At 72.2% G+C, this 16362-nt stretch carries 12 protein-coding genes; 10 read left to right on the forward strand and 2 right to left on the reverse strand.

What is annotated here, in order from left to right; all coding sequences use genetic code 11:
- The first annotated feature begins 146 nt into the window (after positions 1-146).
- The 5 genes from J3473_RS03150 (at position 147) to J3473_RS03170 (ending at position 5339) form a co-directional block, all read left to right on the forward strand.
- Complete coding sequence (locus tag J3473_RS03150; RefSeq protein WP_207021847.1) at positions 147-1106, forward strand: branched-chain amino acid ABC transporter permease; 960 nt, start codon at positions 147-149, stop codon at positions 1104-1106.
- Positions 1103-2815: a branched-chain amino acid ABC transporter permease gene (locus tag J3473_RS03155; protein WP_207021848.1), complete on the forward strand. Its 1713-nt coding sequence runs from the start codon at positions 1103-1105 to the stop codon at positions 2813-2815. The genes J3473_RS03150 and J3473_RS03155 overlap by 4 nt, the downstream gene beginning before the upstream one ends.
- On the forward strand, positions 2812-3642 hold the full coding sequence (locus J3473_RS03160) for an ABC transporter ATP-binding protein (protein ID WP_030528379.1): 831 nt from the start codon (positions 2812-2814) through the stop codon (positions 3640-3642). Before J3473_RS03155 ends, J3473_RS03160 begins: the two co-directional genes overlap by 4 nt.
- The gene (locus J3473_RS03165; protein ID WP_207021849.1) at positions 3639-4352 is read left to right on the forward strand and encodes an ABC transporter ATP-binding protein; all 714 of its coding nucleotides are present in this window, start codon (positions 3639-3641) and stop codon (positions 4350-4352) included. Before J3473_RS03160 ends, J3473_RS03165 begins: the two co-directional genes overlap by 4 nt.
- Before the next feature lie 87 nt (positions 4353-4439).
- Positions 4440-5339, forward strand: a complete 900-nt coding sequence (locus tag J3473_RS03170; protein ID WP_207021850.1) for a hypothetical protein — start codon at positions 4440-4442, stop codon at positions 5337-5339.
- 19 nt (positions 5340-5358) lie between these two features.
- Here the strand turns inward: J3473_RS03170 and uvrA are convergent, their stop codons facing one another.
- Positions 5359-8376, reverse strand: coding sequence for an excinuclease ABC subunit UvrA (uvrA, locus tag J3473_RS03175; RefSeq protein ID WP_242525652.1), 3018 nt, complete (start codon positions 8374-8376; stop codon positions 5359-5361).
- Between the two features lie 92 nt (positions 8377-8468).
- Here uvrA and J3473_RS03180 point away from each other — a divergent pair, with 92 nt between their 5' ends.
- The 4 genes from J3473_RS03180 to J3473_RS03195 are packed head-to-tail and all read left to right on the forward strand — an operon-like array spanning position 8469 to position 12525.
- Positions 8469-10262 carry a glycoside hydrolase family 15 protein gene (locus J3473_RS03180; protein WP_207021852.1) on the forward strand — a complete coding sequence of 598 codons (1794 nt, stop codon included), beginning with the start codon at positions 8469-8471 and terminating at the stop codon, positions 10260-10262.
- 10 nt (positions 10263-10272) lie between these two features.
- Positions 10273-10968: a maleylpyruvate isomerase family mycothiol-dependent enzyme gene (locus J3473_RS03185; RefSeq protein WP_207021853.1), complete on the forward strand. Its 696-nt coding sequence runs from the start codon at positions 10273-10275 to the stop codon at positions 10966-10968.
- Between the two features lie 2 nt (positions 10969-10970).
- On the forward strand, positions 10971-11633 hold the full coding sequence (locus J3473_RS03190; RefSeq protein WP_207021854.1) for an MBL fold metallo-hydrolase: 663 nt from the start codon (positions 10971-10973) through the stop codon (positions 11631-11633).
- Between the two features lie 16 nt (positions 11634-11649).
- Positions 11650-12525, forward strand: a complete 876-nt coding sequence (locus J3473_RS03195; RefSeq protein WP_207021855.1) for a DMT family transporter — start codon at positions 11650-11652, stop codon at positions 12523-12525.
- A gap of 21 nt (positions 12526-12546) precedes the next feature.
- Here J3473_RS03195 and J3473_RS03200 read toward each other — a convergent pair whose 3' ends face one another.
- The gene (locus J3473_RS03200; RefSeq protein WP_242525653.1) at positions 12547-13566 is read right to left on the reverse strand and encodes a TerC family protein; all 1020 of its coding nucleotides are present in this window, start codon (positions 13564-13566) and stop codon (positions 12547-12549) included.
- 66 nt (positions 13567-13632) lie between these two features.
- Here J3473_RS03200 and J3473_RS03205 point away from each other — a divergent pair, with 66 nt between their 5' ends.
- Positions 13633-16290 (forward strand): phosphoenolpyruvate carboxylase, encoded by a 2658-nt coding sequence (locus tag J3473_RS03205; RefSeq protein ID WP_207021856.1) that lies wholly within the window; start codon positions 13633-13635, stop codon positions 16288-16290.
- The last annotated feature ends 72 nt before the right edge of the window (positions 16291-16362 follow it).

A 16362-nucleotide genomic window follows, 5' to 3' on the forward strand; every position in this document is an offset into this window, starting at 1 on the left:
CGGGGGTGGTCGAGAAGACCACCCCCGCCGTCCGTGTCCGGACCCGGCCGTCGGCTGCGTGCCCACCCCCCGTGTGGCGCCTGTCCGTGACGCACGTCACCCGCTACTCTCCCCCCAGCCCACCCGCACGTCACGCCTAGGAGGTCGTGGTGGAACTTGCCCAGCAGCTCGTCAACGGGCTGACCCTGGGATCGCTGTACGCCCTGATCGCGGTCGGATACACGGTCGTCTACGGGATCATCCAGCTGATCAACTTCGCCCACGGCGAGATCTTCATGGTGGGTGCGTTCGGTGCCCTCAGCACCGCGCTCCTGTTCTTCCGCAGCTACGTCGACGGCGGCGAGATGCTCCCCTTCTGGGCGCTCCCCGTCCTCATCGTCGGGGCGGTCGCCGCCTCGGTGGCCATCGCGGTCCTCATGGAGCGCATCGCCTACCGGCCGCTGCGCAACGCCCCGCGGCTCGCCCCGCTCATCACGGCCATCGGCATCTCGGTCTTCCTCCAGGAGGCCGTCCGCCTCCTCTACGGCAAGATCCCGAGCTTCCCGGACGCCAAGCAGAAGGTCCCCTTCCCGCAGATCGAGGTCGTCAGCGGCCCCGCGTTCAACCTCGGCGGCGTGACGCTCCAGCGCTCGACGATCTTCACCGTCGGCGCTCTCGTCATCTGCGCGGCGGGGCTGTTCTACTTCGTCTCCCGGACCAAGACCGGCCGGGCGATGCAGGCCGTCTCGCAGGACCCCGACACCGCGCGCCTCATGGGCATCAACGTCGACCGCATCATCGTCGTCGCCTTCGTCATCGGCGCGACCCTCGCGGCGGTCGCCGGCATCGCGCAGGGCCTGCAGGTCACGAACATCAACTTCAAGATGGGCTTCCTCGCGGGCCTCAAGGCCTTCACCGCCGCCGTCCTCGGTGGCATCGGCAACGTCTGGGGGGCCGTCATCGGCGGTGTCACCCTCGGGCTCGTCGAGGCGCTGGCCGTCCAGTTCATCCCCGGCACCTTCGGCGGCAGCCCGTGGAAGGACGTGTGGGCGTTCGCGCTCCTCATCCTCGTCCTCGTCTTCCGACCCCAGGGCCTCCTCGGCGCAAAGGTGGTGGACCGCGCATGAGCACCGTGACGCACTCCCCCGACACGACCGACCCCGAGCTCTCGCGCCTGGACCGGCTGCGTGAGCAGCACGGCGACCGCGCCGCGATCCTCGCAGTGGCCGGTGGCGCGCTGCTCCTCGTGAGCGGCCTGCTGTCGTGGTCGTACGACAACCGGATCCTCGACGACGTGAGCGTCCGGTTCTACCCGCTCGGGATCCAGCTCTACGCGATGCTCCTCGGCGTCGTCGCGCTCGCCCTCGGCGTGCTGCTCTACCGGCGGCCGCAGTGGCTCAACCCGGGCCGGGGCCTGCGCGCCGTCGGCTGGGGCTCGGTGGTCTTCGCCCTCGCCGGCATCATCGCCGTGGCCTACCAGGCGGGCGGGCTCATCAACGTCAACGAGGGCGGCTGGGTCGGCCTCGTCGGCGCCGCGCTCGTCCTCGCGGGCGGCCTGCTGTCGCCGCACGTGGACCTCAACGTCCGGACCTGGCCGCGGCTGCCCTCCTGGGCCGAGATCCTCGTCATCGTCGTCATGCTCGGGCTGCTGCTCTTCGCGACGGCCTACACGCTCAACGTCGACGACCCGGCGACCTTCGGGTGCCTCCTGATCACGCTGCTCGCCGTGGCGATCGGCCTCGTGGGCAGCGGGTTCGGCGAGTACCTCGGGTTCATCGGGCAGAACAACCGGCGCCCGCTGCTGCTGGCGGCCTTCCTCGTCGCGTTCCTCTTCCCGTTCACCCAGGACGGCTCGGACGCGAACATGTCGATCGCCACGCAGATCCTCATCTTCGCGGCGACGGCGCTGGGCCTCAACATCGTCGTCGGGCTCGCGGGCCTGCTCGACCTCGGCTACATCGCCTTCCTCGGCACCGGCGCCTACGTCGGCGCGATGCTGTCGAAGTCGGCGTTCGCGACGATCGGGTGGAACCCGCCCTTCCTCGTCGTCATGCTCCTCGGGATGCTCGTCGCGTCGATCTTCGGCCTGATCATCGGCTCCCCGACACTGCGGGTCTCCGGCGACTACCTCGCCATCGTCACCCTCGGCTTCGGCGAGATCTTCCGCCTGGCGATGTTCAACCTCGACGGCAACAACGGCCCGGACCTGACCAACGGCCCGAACGGCATCCCCGGCATCCCGGACCTCAACTTCTTCGGGTTCGACTTCGGCCAGACGCACACGGTCGCGGGCATCCCGCTCGGACGGTTCAGCAACTACTACTTCCTGCTGCTCCTGCTCATCGCGTTCGTCATCCTCGTCTTCACCCGGCTCAACGACAGCCGGATCGGGCGCGGCTGGGTCGCGATCCGCGAGGACGAGCGCGCGGCGGAGGCGATGGGCGTCAACGTCTTCGGGCTCAAGCTGCTCGCGTTCGCGGTCGGCGCCTCGCTCGCCGGCCTCGCCGGGACGATCAAGGCTCACCAGGACACCTCGGTGACGCCCGACCAGTACATCTTCCTCGAGTCGGCGTTCCTCCTCGCGGCGGTCGTCCTCGGCGGCATGGGCACGGTGGCCGGCGTCCTCGTCGGCGCGACCGTCCTCAAGCTCCTCCCCGAGAAGGCCCGCATCGTCAACGACTACCGGCTGCTCATCTTCGGTCTGCTGCTCGTCGTCATGATGCGCTTCCGGCCGGAGGGCCTCGTCGCGAGCAAACGACGGCAGCTGGAGTTCCACGAGGACGACGAGGAGCTCGCCGAGATCGTGCAGTCCGAACACCTGGAGGAGGCGAAGTGACCGTCACCGACCCCACGCCGAGCGGCCACGTGATCGGGGACCGCGTCGTCCTCGAGGCCGAGCACGTCACGATGCGCTTCGGCGGCCTCACCGCCGTCGGCGACGTCAGCATGAAGGTGCACGACGGCGAGATCGTCGGGCTCATCGGCCCGAACGGCGCCGGCAAGACGACCTTCTTCAACTGCCTCACCGGGATGTACGTCCCGACCGAGGGCCGGGTGACCCTCGGCGGTGAGCAGCTGCCGCCGAAGCCGCTCAAGGTCGTCCGCGCCGGCATGGCCCGGACGTTCCAGAACATCCGGCTGTTCGGCAACATGACCGCCCTCGAGAACGTCATGGTCGGGCGCTACTGCCGCACCTCGTCGATGGCGCTCACCTCCATCCTCCGCGGGCCGAAGTTCCGGCGCGAGGAGGAGGCCACCCGCCTGCGGGCGCAGGAGCTGCTCGACTACGTCGGGCTCGGGAAGTCGACCGAGATCCTCGCGCGCAACCTCCCCTACGGCGACCAGCGCCGGCTGGAGATCGCGCGGGCCCTCGCGACGGACCCGCAGATCCTGCTCCTCGACGAGCCGACCGCGGGCATGAACCCCAAGGAGACCGAGGAGACGATGCACCTGATCTTCAAGATCAGGGACAGCGGCCTCGCCGTCGTCGTCATCGAGCACGACATGCGGTTCATCTTCAACCTCTGCGACCGGGTGCTCTGCCTGGTCCGGGGCGAGGTCCTCGTCGAGGGCTCCCCCGGCGAGGTGCAGTCCGACCCGCGGGTCATCGAGGCCTACATCGGTGGCGACGACACCGACGAGGACGAGGAGGAGAGCGCGTGAGCGCGATGCTGGAGGTCAAGGACCTCGTCGTGTCCTACGGCAAGATCAAGGCCGTCAAGGGCATCTCGTTCACCGTCGACCAGGGCGAGGTCGTCTCGCTCATCGGCACGAACGGCGCCGGCAAGACGACGACGCTGCGGACGATCTCGGGCCTGCTGCGCCCGGTGTCGGGCTCGATCGTCTTCGACGGCCGGGACCTGACGAAGGTCGCCCCGCACGAGATCGTCTCGCTCGGGCTGGCCCACTCCCCCGAGGGCCGGCGCATCTTCCCGAAGCTGAGCGTCGAGGAGAACCTCCTCCTCGGGGCGTTCTCGCGCAAGGACAAGGGCATCCGTGAGGACCTCGCGGCGGCGTTCGAGCTCTTCCCCATCCTCGAGGAGCGACGCGCGCAGCCCGCCGGCACGTTCTCGGGCGGTGAGCAGCAGATGCTCGCGATGGGCCGGGCGATGATGAGCCGCCCGAAGATGCTCATGCTCGACGAGCCGTCGATGGGTCTCTCGCCGCTGATGATGAAGCGGATCATGACGACCGTGACGACCCTGCAGCAGCAGGGGACGACGATCCTCCTCGTCGAGCAGAACGCCCAGGCGGCGCTGCGGCGCGCGACGAAGGGCTACGTCCTCGAGGTCGGCTCGATCGTCCTCTCGGGCACCGGCAAGGAGCTCCTCGAGAGCGACGACGTCCGGAAGGCCTACCTCGGAGAGGACTGATCACACACGAGGACGGGCCGCGCGACTCCACGTCGCGCGGCCCGTTCCCGTTGCTCACCCGCCGCCCGGCCCGCCTAGGGTGGGTCGATGACGACCTTCCGCCACGACGAGGCCGCGCGCGCGGTGGCTCGCCTGGCCTACCGCACCCTCGAGCCCTACCACCTCGCCGCGTACTTCGGCCCGCACGTGGACGCCGCCCGCGAGGAGCTCGGTGTCGGGTGGCTGGGGGCCTACACCGGGATGCGTGCCGCCCCGCTCGGCGCGGTGCCGGGCCAGGTGGTCGCGGCGACCTTCTTCGGCTTCCGGCCGGAGGCGGTGGCCAAGGCCTGGGGCCTGGCGCTCGGGCGGCACACCCCGAGCGGGCTCGACGAGGTGCGCACCCGCTGCCTCGACGACGGGCTGCGCTCCGCGCTGGGAGCGGACGTCGGCTCCCCCGCCGTGACCGAGCTCGTCGGACGGCTGCGTCCGATCCTCGACCGGCTGGACCACGGTGGTCGGCCGCTGGCGGCCGCCTTCGCGGCGCAGGAGTGGCCGGACACCCCGCACCTGGCCCTCTGGCACGCGACCGCCCTGTGGCGCGAGTGGCGCGGCGACGGGCACGTCGCGGCCCTGACCTCGGCGGGGCTGCGTCCGCTCGAGTCGCTCGTCCTCTACGACGCCTGGCTGCGCGCGACGAGCCCGGAGCGCGCGAGCCGCGGTCGTGCCTTCCTCCAGCCCACCCGGAGGTGGACCGACGAGGAGTGGGCCGGGGCCGAGGAGTCGCTGGGCACGTCGGGCCTTCTGACACCGGCCCGCGAGGGTGGGGCGCCGACGCTGACCGAGGCCGGGCGGCGGCTGCGAGACCACCTCGAGGACGCCACCGACGACGCCTCGGCCGCGGCCTGGGCGGATGTCGACGACGCCGAGCAGCTGCTGACGACGGCCCGTGCCGTGGTGAAGAAGGTCATCGACGCCGGCTGGCTGCCCGGCACCCCCGGCCGCGCCTGAGCGCGGTCCGGGGGCCGGGTCAGCCGGCCTTGCGGGAGGTGGTCCTGCGGGTCGGCTCCCGACGGGCGGTCGAGCCCTTGGCCGCGGTCTTCTTCGCCGGCGCCTTGGTGGCCGGGGCCTTCGTCGCCGCCGTCTTCTTCGACGCCGCCCGCTTGGCCGGGGCGGCCGTCGTGCGCGCGGTCTTCGCGAGGATCGGCGCGAGGAAGCGCCCGGTGTGCGACTCCTCGAGCGCCGCGACCTCCTCGGGCGTGCCCTCGGCGATGACCCGGCCGCCGCCGCTGCCACCCTCGGGGCCGAGGTCGACGAGCCAGTCGGCCGACTTGATGACGTCGAGGTTGTGCTCGATGACGATGACGGTGTTGCCCTTGTCGACGAGGCCCTGGAGCACCTTGAGCAGCTTGCGAATGTCCTCGAAGTGCAGGCCGGTCGTCGGCTCGTCGAGCACGTAGACCGTGCGCCCGGTCGAGCGCTTCTGCAGCTCGGAGGCGAGCTTGACGCGCTGTGCCTCACCGCCGGACAGGGTCGGCGCGGGCTGGCCGAGCCGGACGTAGCCGAGGCCGACGTCGTTGAGCGTGCGCATGTGCCGCGCGATCGCGGGGACCGCCGCGAAGAACTCGGCGGCCTCCTCGATCGGCATGTCGAGGACGTCGGCGATCGACTTGCCCTTGTAGTGGACCTCGAGCGTCTCGCGGTTGTACCGCGCGCCGTGACAGACCTCGCAGGGCACGTAGACGTCGGGGAGGAAGTTCATCTCGATCTTGATCGTGCCGTCGCCGGAGCACGCGTCGCAGCGGCCGCCCTTGACGTTGAACGAGAACCGCCCCGGCTGGTAGCCGCGGACCTTGGCCTCCTCGGTCGTCGCGAAGAGCTTGCGGACGTGGTCGAAGACCCCGGTGTACGTCGCCGGGTTCGAGCGCGGGGTGCGCCCGATCGGGCTCTGGTCGACGTGGACGACCTTGTCGAGGTGGTCGAGCCCGGTGACCGACTTGTGCCGGCCCGGGACGTGGCGGGCGCCGTTGAGCTTGTTCGCCATGACGTTGTAGAGGATGTCGTTGACGAGCGTGCTCTTGCCCGAGCCCGAGACCCCGGTGACCGCGACGAGGTTGCCGAGCGGGAAGCCGACGGTGACGTTGTCGAGGTTGTGCTCGGTCGCCCCGACGACGACGACCTCCCGGCCGCGCTCCTGCGGGCGACGGACGGCCGGCGTCGGGATCTCGCGACGGCCGGAGAGGTACTTGCCGGTGATGGAGTCGGGGTGGGTCAGCAGGTCGGCGACGGTGCCGGAGTGCACCACCTCGCCCCCGTGCTCGCCCGCGCCCGGGCCGATGTCGACGACCCAGTCGGCCGTCGCGATCGTGTCCTCGTCGTGCTCGACGACGATGAGAGTGTTGCCGAGGTCGCGCAGCCGGGTCAGCGTCTCGATGAGGCGGTGGTTGTCGCGCTGGTGCAGACCGATGCTCGGCTCGTCGAGGACGTAGAGGACCCCGACGAGCCCGGACCCGATCTGGGTCGCGAGCCGGATGCGCTGCGCCTCACCGCCGGACAGGGTGCCGGCCGGCCGGTCCAGGCTCAGGTACTCCAGGCCCACGTCGAGGAGGAACCCGAGCCGGGCGTCGATCTCCTTGATGACGCGCGCCGCGATCTGCCGCTCGCGCTCGGTGAACTCGACCGTCGAGAAGAACTGCGCGGCGTCGCCGATCGCCAGGCGGGAGACGTCCGCGATGGAGCGGCCGCCGATGAGGACGGCGAGCGACTCGGGCTTGAGCCGCGCGCCCTTGCACACGGGGCAGGGCACCTCGCGCATGTAGCCCTCGTAGCGCTCACGGCTCCAGTCGGAGTCGGTCTCGGAGTGGCGCCGCCGGACGAACGGGATGGCGCCCTCGAAGCCGGTGGAGTACGAGCGTTCGCGCCCGAAGCGGTTGCGGTAGCGGACGTGGACCTTGTGGTTGCGCCCGGTGAGCAGCGCGTCGCGGACCTTCTTCGGCAGCTCGCGCCACGGCGTGTCCATCGAGAACTTCATCTCGTCGGCGAGGGCCGACATGACGCGCTGGAAGTAGTCGGCGGCGCCCGACGCGGTGGCCCACGGGGCGATGGCGCCCTGGGCGAGGGTCAGGTCGTCGTCGGGGACGATGAGGTCGGGGTCGACCTCGAGCTCGGTGCCGATGCCGCTGCACTCGGGGCAGGCGCCGAACGGGCTGTTGAACGAGAACGAGCGGGGCTCGACCTCGTCCATCGACAGCGGGTGGTCGTTCGGGCAGGCCATCTTCTCGGAGTAGCGGCGCTCGCGCTCCGGGTGCCCCTCCTCGAGGTCGACGAAGTCGACGACGAGGACCCCGCCGGCCAGCCCGAGGGCGGTCTCGACGGAGTCGGTGAGCCGGCGCTTGGCCGAGGTGTCGTCACCCTTGGCGACGAGGCGGTCGACGACGACGTCGATCGTGTGCTTGACCTGCTTCTCGAGCTTCGGCGGGTCGGTGAGGGTGACGACCTCGCCGTCGACGCGGGCCCGGGAGAAGCCCTTGGCCTGGAGCTCGGCGAAGAGGTCGACGTACTCGCCCTTGCGGGCGCGGACGACCGGCGCGAGCAGCTGGAAGCGGGTGCGCTCGGGCAGCTCGAGGAGCCGGTCGACGATCTGCTGCGGGCTCTGCCGGGTGATCGGCTCGCCGCAGACCGGGCAGTGCGGGCGGCCGGCGCGGGCGAAGAGGAGACGGAGGTAGTCGTAGACCTCGGTGATGGTGCCGACGGTGGAGCGGGGGTTGCGGTTGGTCGACTTCTGGTCGATCGACACCGCGGGCGAGAGGCCCTCGATGAAGTCGACGTCGGGCTTGTCCATCTGCCCGAGGAACTGCCGGGCGTACGCCGAGAGCGACTCGACGTAGCGCCGCTGGCCCTCGGCGAAGATGGTGTCGAAGGCCAGCGAGGACTTGCCCGACCCCGAGAGGCCGGTGAAGACGACGAGAGCGTCCCGGGGGAGCTCGATGCTGACGTCCTTGAGGTTGTGCTCGCGGGCGCCGCGGACGACGAGGTGGTCATGACTCACACCCGCCATGCTAGGTCTCGGGTCCGACAGCCCCCTCATCAGCGGTGACGGCATCCGGGGTTCGTCCAGACCCGGCGTCTAGGGTCGACGAGGTGAGCACCCCCATCGCCGAGTACGCCCTCCTCGGGGACACCGAGGGCGCGGCCCTCGTCAGCCGGCACGGAGCCGTCGACTGGCTCTGCCTCCCCCGCTTCGACTCCCCCGCCTGTTTCGCGGCCCTCCTCGGGACCGACGACCACGGCCGCTGGTTCCTCGGGCCGGTCGACGAGGCGACGGCGACGCGCGCGTACCGCGAGAACAGCTTCGTCCTCGACACCGTCCACGAGACCGCGACGGGGCGGGTGCGTGTGACCGACCTCATGCCGTTCGGCGACGGTCGCGCCGACCTCGTGCGCATCGTCGAAGGCCTCGAGGGCGAGGTGCCGATGCTCCACGAGTGGGTCGTGCGGACGGGGTACGGGAAGGTCCTGCCCTGGGTGTCGCGGACCGAGGACTGCGACGGCGTCACGGTCATCCGCGCCGTCGCGGGGCCGGACATGCTCGTGCTGCGCGGCGACCGGCTGCCCGAGCCCACCGACCACCACCACCGCGACGAGTTCACGGTCCGCGCGGGTGAGCGCTACGAGTTCGCGATGACCTGGGTGCCGTCGTGGTGCGAGGTCCCCGGCGCGCTCGACGTGCCGAGCCGCGTCGACGACACCGTGCGGCGGTTCGACGACTGGGCCGCCCGGCACACCCACGACGGGCCCTACCGCGACGCGGTCACCCGCTCGCTGCTCGTCCTGCGCCTGCTCACCGACGAGCTGCGCGGTGGCATCGTCGCCGCGCCGACGACGAGCCTGCCCGAGGACGTCGGCGGCGAGCGCAACTGGGACTACCGGTACTGCTGGCTGCGCGACGCCTCGCTCACCCTCGAGGCGCTGCTCGCCTGCGGCTACGTCGACGAGACGCGGCTGTGGCGCGACTGGCTCGTGCGGGCGGTCGCCGGCGACCCGGCCGACCTCCAGATCATGTACGCCGTCGACGGCAGCCGCGAGCTGCCCGAGCGCACGCTCGACCACCTGCCCGGCTACGAGGGCTCGCGCCCGGTGCGGGTCGGCAACGCAGCGGTCGACCAGCGCCAGAGCGACGTCCTCGGCGAGGTGATGATCTCGCTCGACGAGGCCCGGCGCCTCGGCGTCAGCGAGTCCCACGAGTCGTGGGCCGTCCAGAAGGCCCTCGTCGACGACCTCGCGGACCACTGGGACCAGAGCGACAACGGTCTCTGGGAGATCCGGGGCGAGCCGCAGCACTTCACGCACTCGCGGGTCATGGTCTGGGCCGCCTTCGACCGGGCCGTCCGGGCGGTCGAGGAGGACGGCCACGAGGGCGACGTCGAGCGCTGGCGCGCCCTGCGGGACCGCGTCCACGCGGAGGTCCTCGACCAGGGCTTCGACGCCGAGCGCGGCACCTTCGTCCAGCACTACGGCACCCGCGAGGTCGACGCGGCGCTGCTGCTCATCCCGACCGTCGGCTTCCTGCCGGCCGACGACGAGCGCGTGCTGGGCACCGTCCGGGCCGTCGAGGAGGACCTGCTGCGCGACGGCTTCGTCCTGCGCTACCGCACCGAGAGCGGGGTCGACGGGCTGAGCGGCGACGAGAACCCGTTCCTCGCCTGCTCGTTCTGGCTCGCCGAGGCCTACGCCCGGTGCGGCCGCGTCGACGACGCGCACATCCTGATGGACCGGCTCCTCGGGATCCGCAACGACCTCGGCCTGCTCTCGGAGGAGTACGACCCGTCGACCGACCGGCTCGTCGGCAACTTCCCGCAGGCGTTCTCGCACCTCGCGCTCGTCCGCGCGGCCATCGCGATCGCGGAGGCCGACGCGCAGGCCGAGCGGCGGTAGCGTCGGCGGCATGACCGGCACCCGGATCGACCCCTCCCAGTACGTCGACGCGCACACCGCCCGGCTCGTCGTCACCACGCGGGCCCTGCCCGACGCCGCCGGCCCGACGCTCTGCGAGGGATGGACCCGCGGGCACGTCGTCACCCACGTCGCGCGCAACGCCGACGGGCTCGCCCGGCTCGTGCGCTCGGCCGTCGACGGCACCCGCGAGACGATGTACGCGAGCCGGGACCAGCGCAACGCCGACATCGACGAGGGCGCCGGCCGCACCCCCGCCGAGCTCGCCGACGACCTCGAGCGCACCGCCGCCGAGTACGCCGCCGAGGCGCCGCGCCTGGGCCCCGAGCACGCCGGGCAGGCCCTCGAGCGCACCCCCGGCGACGTGCGCGGCACCGCGGCCGACATCCCGATGATGCGGCTGCGCGAGGTGACGTGGCACCACGTCGACCTCGACGCCGGCTTCGGGTTCGCCGACCTCGAGCCCGAGCTCCTGCTGGCCTTCCTCGACGAGGAGGCCGAGCGCCTGCGCACCCTCGACGACGCCCCGGACGTGACGCTGCGCTCGGACGAGGGCGAGGAGTGGACCGTCGGCCTGGGCACGACCTCGGTGGCCGGCAGCCGCGCCGCGCTCCTCGGATGGCTCGCCCGCGGCCTCACCGACGGCGTCTCCGCCGACCCCCTGCCCCGACTCCCGGACGGACGATGACGATGGCCTACACCGGCGACGTGACCCCCGGCGGCCCGAGCGACGTGCGCGAGCTCGGCCCCGCGACCCTGCGCAAGATGTCGGTCTCGGACATGCACAACAACGTCTACCTCCTCACCTGCACGGCCACCGGCGAACAGCTGATGGTCGACGCCGCGGACGACCCCGACCGCTGCCTCGCGCTCGTCGCCGAGGGCACCGGGCGCCTCGACCACCTCGTGACGACGCACCAGCACTGGGACCACGTCCGGGCGCTGCCGGACGTGGCCCGCGCCACCGGCGCCCGCACCTACGCCGGCGAGGAGGACGCGGACGCGCTGCCGCTGGCGCCGGACGTCCGTCTGCGACAGGGCGACACGCTGCGGGTCGGTGAGCTCGTGCTCGACGTGGTGCACCTGCGCGGCCACACGCCCGGCTCGGTCGCGCTCGCGTGGCGGGCGCCCGACGGGGTGACGCATCTCTTCACCGGCGACACCCTCTTCCCCGGCGGCGTCGGCAACACGAAGAACAAGGGCCAGGACTTCGACGCCCTCTACGGCGACGTCACCGAGCGCATCTTCGGCGTGTACGACGACCAGACGTGGTTCTACCCGGGGCACGGCGGCGACTCGACGCTCGGGGCGGAGCGGCCGCACCTGGACGAGTGGCGCGAGCGCGGATGGTGATGGCTAGCCTGCAGCGGTGACGACCGCCGCCGACCGGGTTCCCGCTCCCCTGCTCGTCCTCGCGGGGGTCGTGTCCGTCCAGTTCGGCGGCGCGCTGGCGCAGACCCTCGTGCCGGTCATCGGTGCGGGCGGTTCGGTCGTCATGCGGCTGCTGTTCGCGACCGCGCTGCTGCTGGCCTTCGTCCGGCCCCGCTGGCACGGTCACACCCGGCGCGCCTGGGCCACCGTCGCGGCCTTCGGCGTCGCGCTCGGCCTCATGAACTACACCTTCTACCAGTCGCTGGCGCACCTGCCGATCGGCGTCGCGGTGACCATCGAGTTCATCGGGCCGCTCACGCTGGCGGCCGTGCTGTCGCGCCGTGTCGTCGACGCCCTCGGGGTGCTCGCGGCCGCGGCGGGCGTCGTCCTCATCTCGGAGGCGCTCGAGGTGCCGTTCGCCGAGCTGGAGTGGACCGGCATCCTGCTCGCCCTGGCCGCCGGCGGCTTCTGGGCGGCCTACATCGTCCTGTCCGGTCGCACCGGCGCGGCCTTCCCGAAGCTCGAGGGCCTCGCGCTGGCGATGGTCGTCGCCACCCTCGTCACGCTGCCGCTCGGTGTCACCAGCGTCCCGTCGTGGACCGGCGAGGCGCTGCTCAAGGGCCTGGGCATCGCGGTGCTGTCGTCGGTGCTGCCCTACTCGCTCGAGCTGCTGGCGCTGCGCCGGCTGCGCGCGCAGGTGTTCGGCATCCTGCTGAGCCTCGAGCCGGCGGCCGCCGCGGTCGCCGGGCTGGTCGTGCTCGGCCAGCGGCTCGCGCCGAGCCAGCTCGTCGGGATGGCGCTCGTCGTCGGCGCGTCGGCCCTCGTCCTCGGGCTCGGGGCGCGCAAGGACCCCGCCGAGGCGCAGGCCGCCTGAGCCGCCGGACCGGGCCCGCGGTCAGTCCTCGACGAGCTCGGGGTGGCGCCGGGTGCGCCAGAGGCTGAGCACGGTCGTGACGCCGAGGATGACGACGATCGCGCCGAGCGAGACGGAGATCGGGATCTCCGGCACCGGCACCTTCTCGCCGCCGTTGATGAACCCGAGCTCGTTCTCGTGCAGCGCGTGGAGGATGAGCTTGAGGCCGATGAAGGCGAGCAGCACCGCGAGGCCGTAGCTGAGGTAGATGAGCTTCTTGAGCAGGCCACCGATGAGGAAGTACAGCTGCCGCAGACCCATGAGCGCGAAGAGGTTGGCGACGAGGACGAGGTAGGGCTCGTCGGTGAGGCCGTAGATCGCGGGGATGGAGTCGAGCGCGAAGAGCAGGTCGGTCGTGCCGAGCGCGACGATGACGAAGAAGAGCGGCGTGGCGAGGCGGGCCCCGTCCTTGCGCGTGAAGAGCTTCGTGCCGTCGTAGTCCTCGCTGGCCGGGAACCGCTTGGACACCAGGCGCATGAAGCGGTTCTGCTCGTACTCGTCGTCGTCGGTCTCGCCGCCGCTGGCCAGCTTCCACGCCGTGTAGACGAGGAACGCGCCGAAGATGTAGAACACCCAGCTGAAGTTGTTGATCGCGGCCGCGCCGACGGCGATGAAGATGCCGCGCAGGACGATCGCGATGACGATGCCGACCATGAGCGCGAACTGCTGGTACTTCTCCGGCACCCGGAAGCTCGCCATGATGAGGATGAAGATGAAGAGGTTGTCGACCGAGAGCGAGTACTCGGTCAGCCAGCCCGCGAAGAACTCACCCGCGAGCTGGCCCCCGGCGGTGAACCAGAGCCCGAGCCCGAAGAGGACCGCGGCACCGACGTAGACGGCCAGCGCCGACACGAGCTCCTTGGTGGAGGGACGGTGCGGGCGGCGGGCGATGACCGCGATGTCGAAGGCGAGGACGGCGACGGCGACGCCGATCGTCACCCACCAGACCCAGGGGGCGAGGTCGAGGTCGCTGGTGGCGGCGGGCAGCAGGGCGGGAAGCACCGCGCCAGCGTAACGGTGGGTGGACGCCCCGTTGCGCCACGTCCGCGCGCTCCTAGGCTGGCCGTCATGGCCAGCATGCTCGACGACCTCTCCCTGCTGACGAGCCTGCACCGGCAGGTGGTCGAGGAGTCCGGACGCGCGGACCTCCTCGAGCTGACCGACGCCCTCGAGCGGCGCTGCCGCGGCGAGGAGGACGGCAACCCGGCGGCGCTCGTGGCGGCCCTCGACCCGGAGACGACGTCCCGGCTGGCGCGCCTGCTGACGGTGCACCTGCACCTGACCAACCTCGCCGAGGAGCGGCACCGGGCCCGGTCCCTGCGCCGGGAGGACGGCGAGTACGGCGGCGGCAGCGACACCGGCGACATCGGGCCGGCCGTCGCCGCGGCGGGTCCGGACGCCCGGGCGCGCCTGGAGCGGATGCGCATCCACCCCGTGCTGACCGCCCACCCGACCGAGGCGCGCCGCCGGGCGGTGGCGTCGGCGCTGCGTCGCATCGCCGAGCACCTCGACACGCACGCCGACCCGGGCTCGGGCCCCTCGGAGCGGGCCCGCGCGCGGCGCCGGATGCTCGAGGACATCGACATCCTCCAGCGCACCTCGACGCTGCGCATCACCCGGCCGACGCCGGCCGACGAGGTGAAGACGGTGCTCACGGTCTTCCGGCAGTCGCTCATCCACGCGGTGCCGCGCTTCCAGCGCGCGGTCGAGGCGGCCTTCGGTGGTGACGAGCGCCCCTCCGACACACCGCTGCCGCCCATCGTCCGGTTCGGGTCCTGGGTGGGGGGTGACCGCGACGGCAACCCCTTCGTCACCGCCGAGGTGACACGCGAGACGGTGCGCGCCCACGCCGACCAGGCGCTCGAGATCCTCCACGACGCCGTCGACCGGGTCGCGCGGATGATCACGGTCGACGAGGAGTCGACGCCCCCGACGGCGGCGCTGCGCGACGCCCTCGCCAACGATGCCGCCGCCCACCCACGCCTGCTCGCCGAGGTGACCAAGGACTCCCCCAACGAGCCGCACCGCCAGAAGCTGCTCGTCGTCGCGGCCCGGCTGGCGGCGACCCGTGACGAGCGGGCCGGCGTCGCGTACGGCTCGCCCGAGGAGGCGCTGGCCGACCTCGCCCTCGTCCAGGACTCGCTCGTCGCCGCCGGTGACGCGCGCACGGCCCACGGCGAGCTGCAGGACGTCGTGTGGATGGTGCAGACGTTCGGGTTCCACCTCGCCGAGCTCGAGGTGCGGCAGCACTCGGCCGTCCACCGGGCGGCCCTCGTCGAGGCGCTCGGGCTCCTGCCGGACGACGCCCGGCCGGCCGACCCCGAGGTCGCGGCGACCGACCCCGCGCTGCTGGACCGGCTCGCGGTCGACGGCTGGCCCGAGCTCGTCGGGGCTCCCGGCGACCGGACCCGCGAGGTGCTCGACACCCTGCGCGTCATGGCCTGGCTCCAGCAGCGGTGGGGCCGTCGCAGCTGCGGCCGGTACGTCGTCTCGTTCAGCCAGTCGGCGGCCGACCTCGTCGCGGTGCGGGCGCTGGCCCGGCTCGCGGTGGGGACGCGCCCGTTGGCGCTCGACGTCGTGCCGCTGTTCGAGACCGGGGCCGACCTCGACGCCGCCGACCACACGCTCGAGGAGTGGGTGGCCCTGCCGTCGACGGCGACGTGGCTCGAGGGCGTCGACCGGCAGGTCGAGGTGATGCTCGGCTACTCCGACTCGGCCAAGGACGTGGGTCCGGCGGCGGCCACCCTCGCGCTGCACCGCGCGCAGGTCGGGCTCGTCGCGTGGGCCCGCCGGCACGGGGTGGAGCTGACGCTCTTCCACGGTCGTGGTGGGTCCCTCGGCCGTGGGGGCGGTCCGCTGCACCGGGCCATCGCGGCGCAGCCGACGGGGTCGGTCGACGGGCGGTTCAAGGTGACCGAGCAGGGCGAGGTGATCTTCGCCCGGTACGCCGACGTCCGCATCGCCGAGCAGCACCTCGAGCGGGTCGCATCAGCCGTGCTGCTGACCGACGCGCCGGAGCACGTCGCCGCGCGCGACGAGGCGGCCGGGCGGTTCGACGCCGTGGGTTCCGCTGTGGCAGAGGCGAGCCGGACGGCGTTCCGCTCGCTGGTGGAGCAGCCGGGCTTTGCGGACTTCTTCGCGATGTCGAGCCCGCTCGACCTCCTGGCCGACCTGCGGCTCGGGTCACGTCCTTCGCGACGCAGCGGCTCGGAGTCGGGACGCAGCCTCGACGACCTGCGCGCCATCCCGTGGGTGTTCGCGTGGTCGATGACGCGGGTCAACCTGCCCGGCTGGTACGGGCTCGGCAGTGGGCTCGCCGCGCTCGGCGACCTCGACGAGGCCCGGCAGGCCTACCGCGAGTGGCCGGTGTTCGCGGCGCTCGTCGACGTCGCCGAGATGAGCCTGGCGAAGACCGACGACGACCTGGCGGCCGCGTTCCTCGCCCTCGGTGGGCGGCCCGAGCTCGCGACCCAGGTGCTCGACGAGCTCGCACTCACCCGGCGGATGGTGCTCGAGCTGCTGGGGCAGGACGAGATGCTCGAGCGGAAGCCGCACTTGTACACCGCCGTCGGGCTGAGGCGGCCGTTCGTCGACATGCTCAGCCACCTGCTACTGCGCGGGCTCGGCGAGCTGCGGGCGACCGGCGAGGACGAGGGGTCGGAGTGGCACCGGCCGCTCCTGCTGACCGTCAACGGGCTCGCGGCGGGGCTGCAGAACACCGGGTGATGCGTGCGGGGAGCGGTGGCGTCCGGCGTCCGGATGGATCTGCCCTGCAAGCATTTTCGTCGTCCACAGGTG

The organism is Phycicoccus sp. DTK01 (genome assembly GCF_017312765.1).
GTDB lineage: Bacteria > Actinomycetota > Actinomycetes > Actinomycetales > Dermatophilaceae > Phycicoccus > Phycicoccus jejuensis.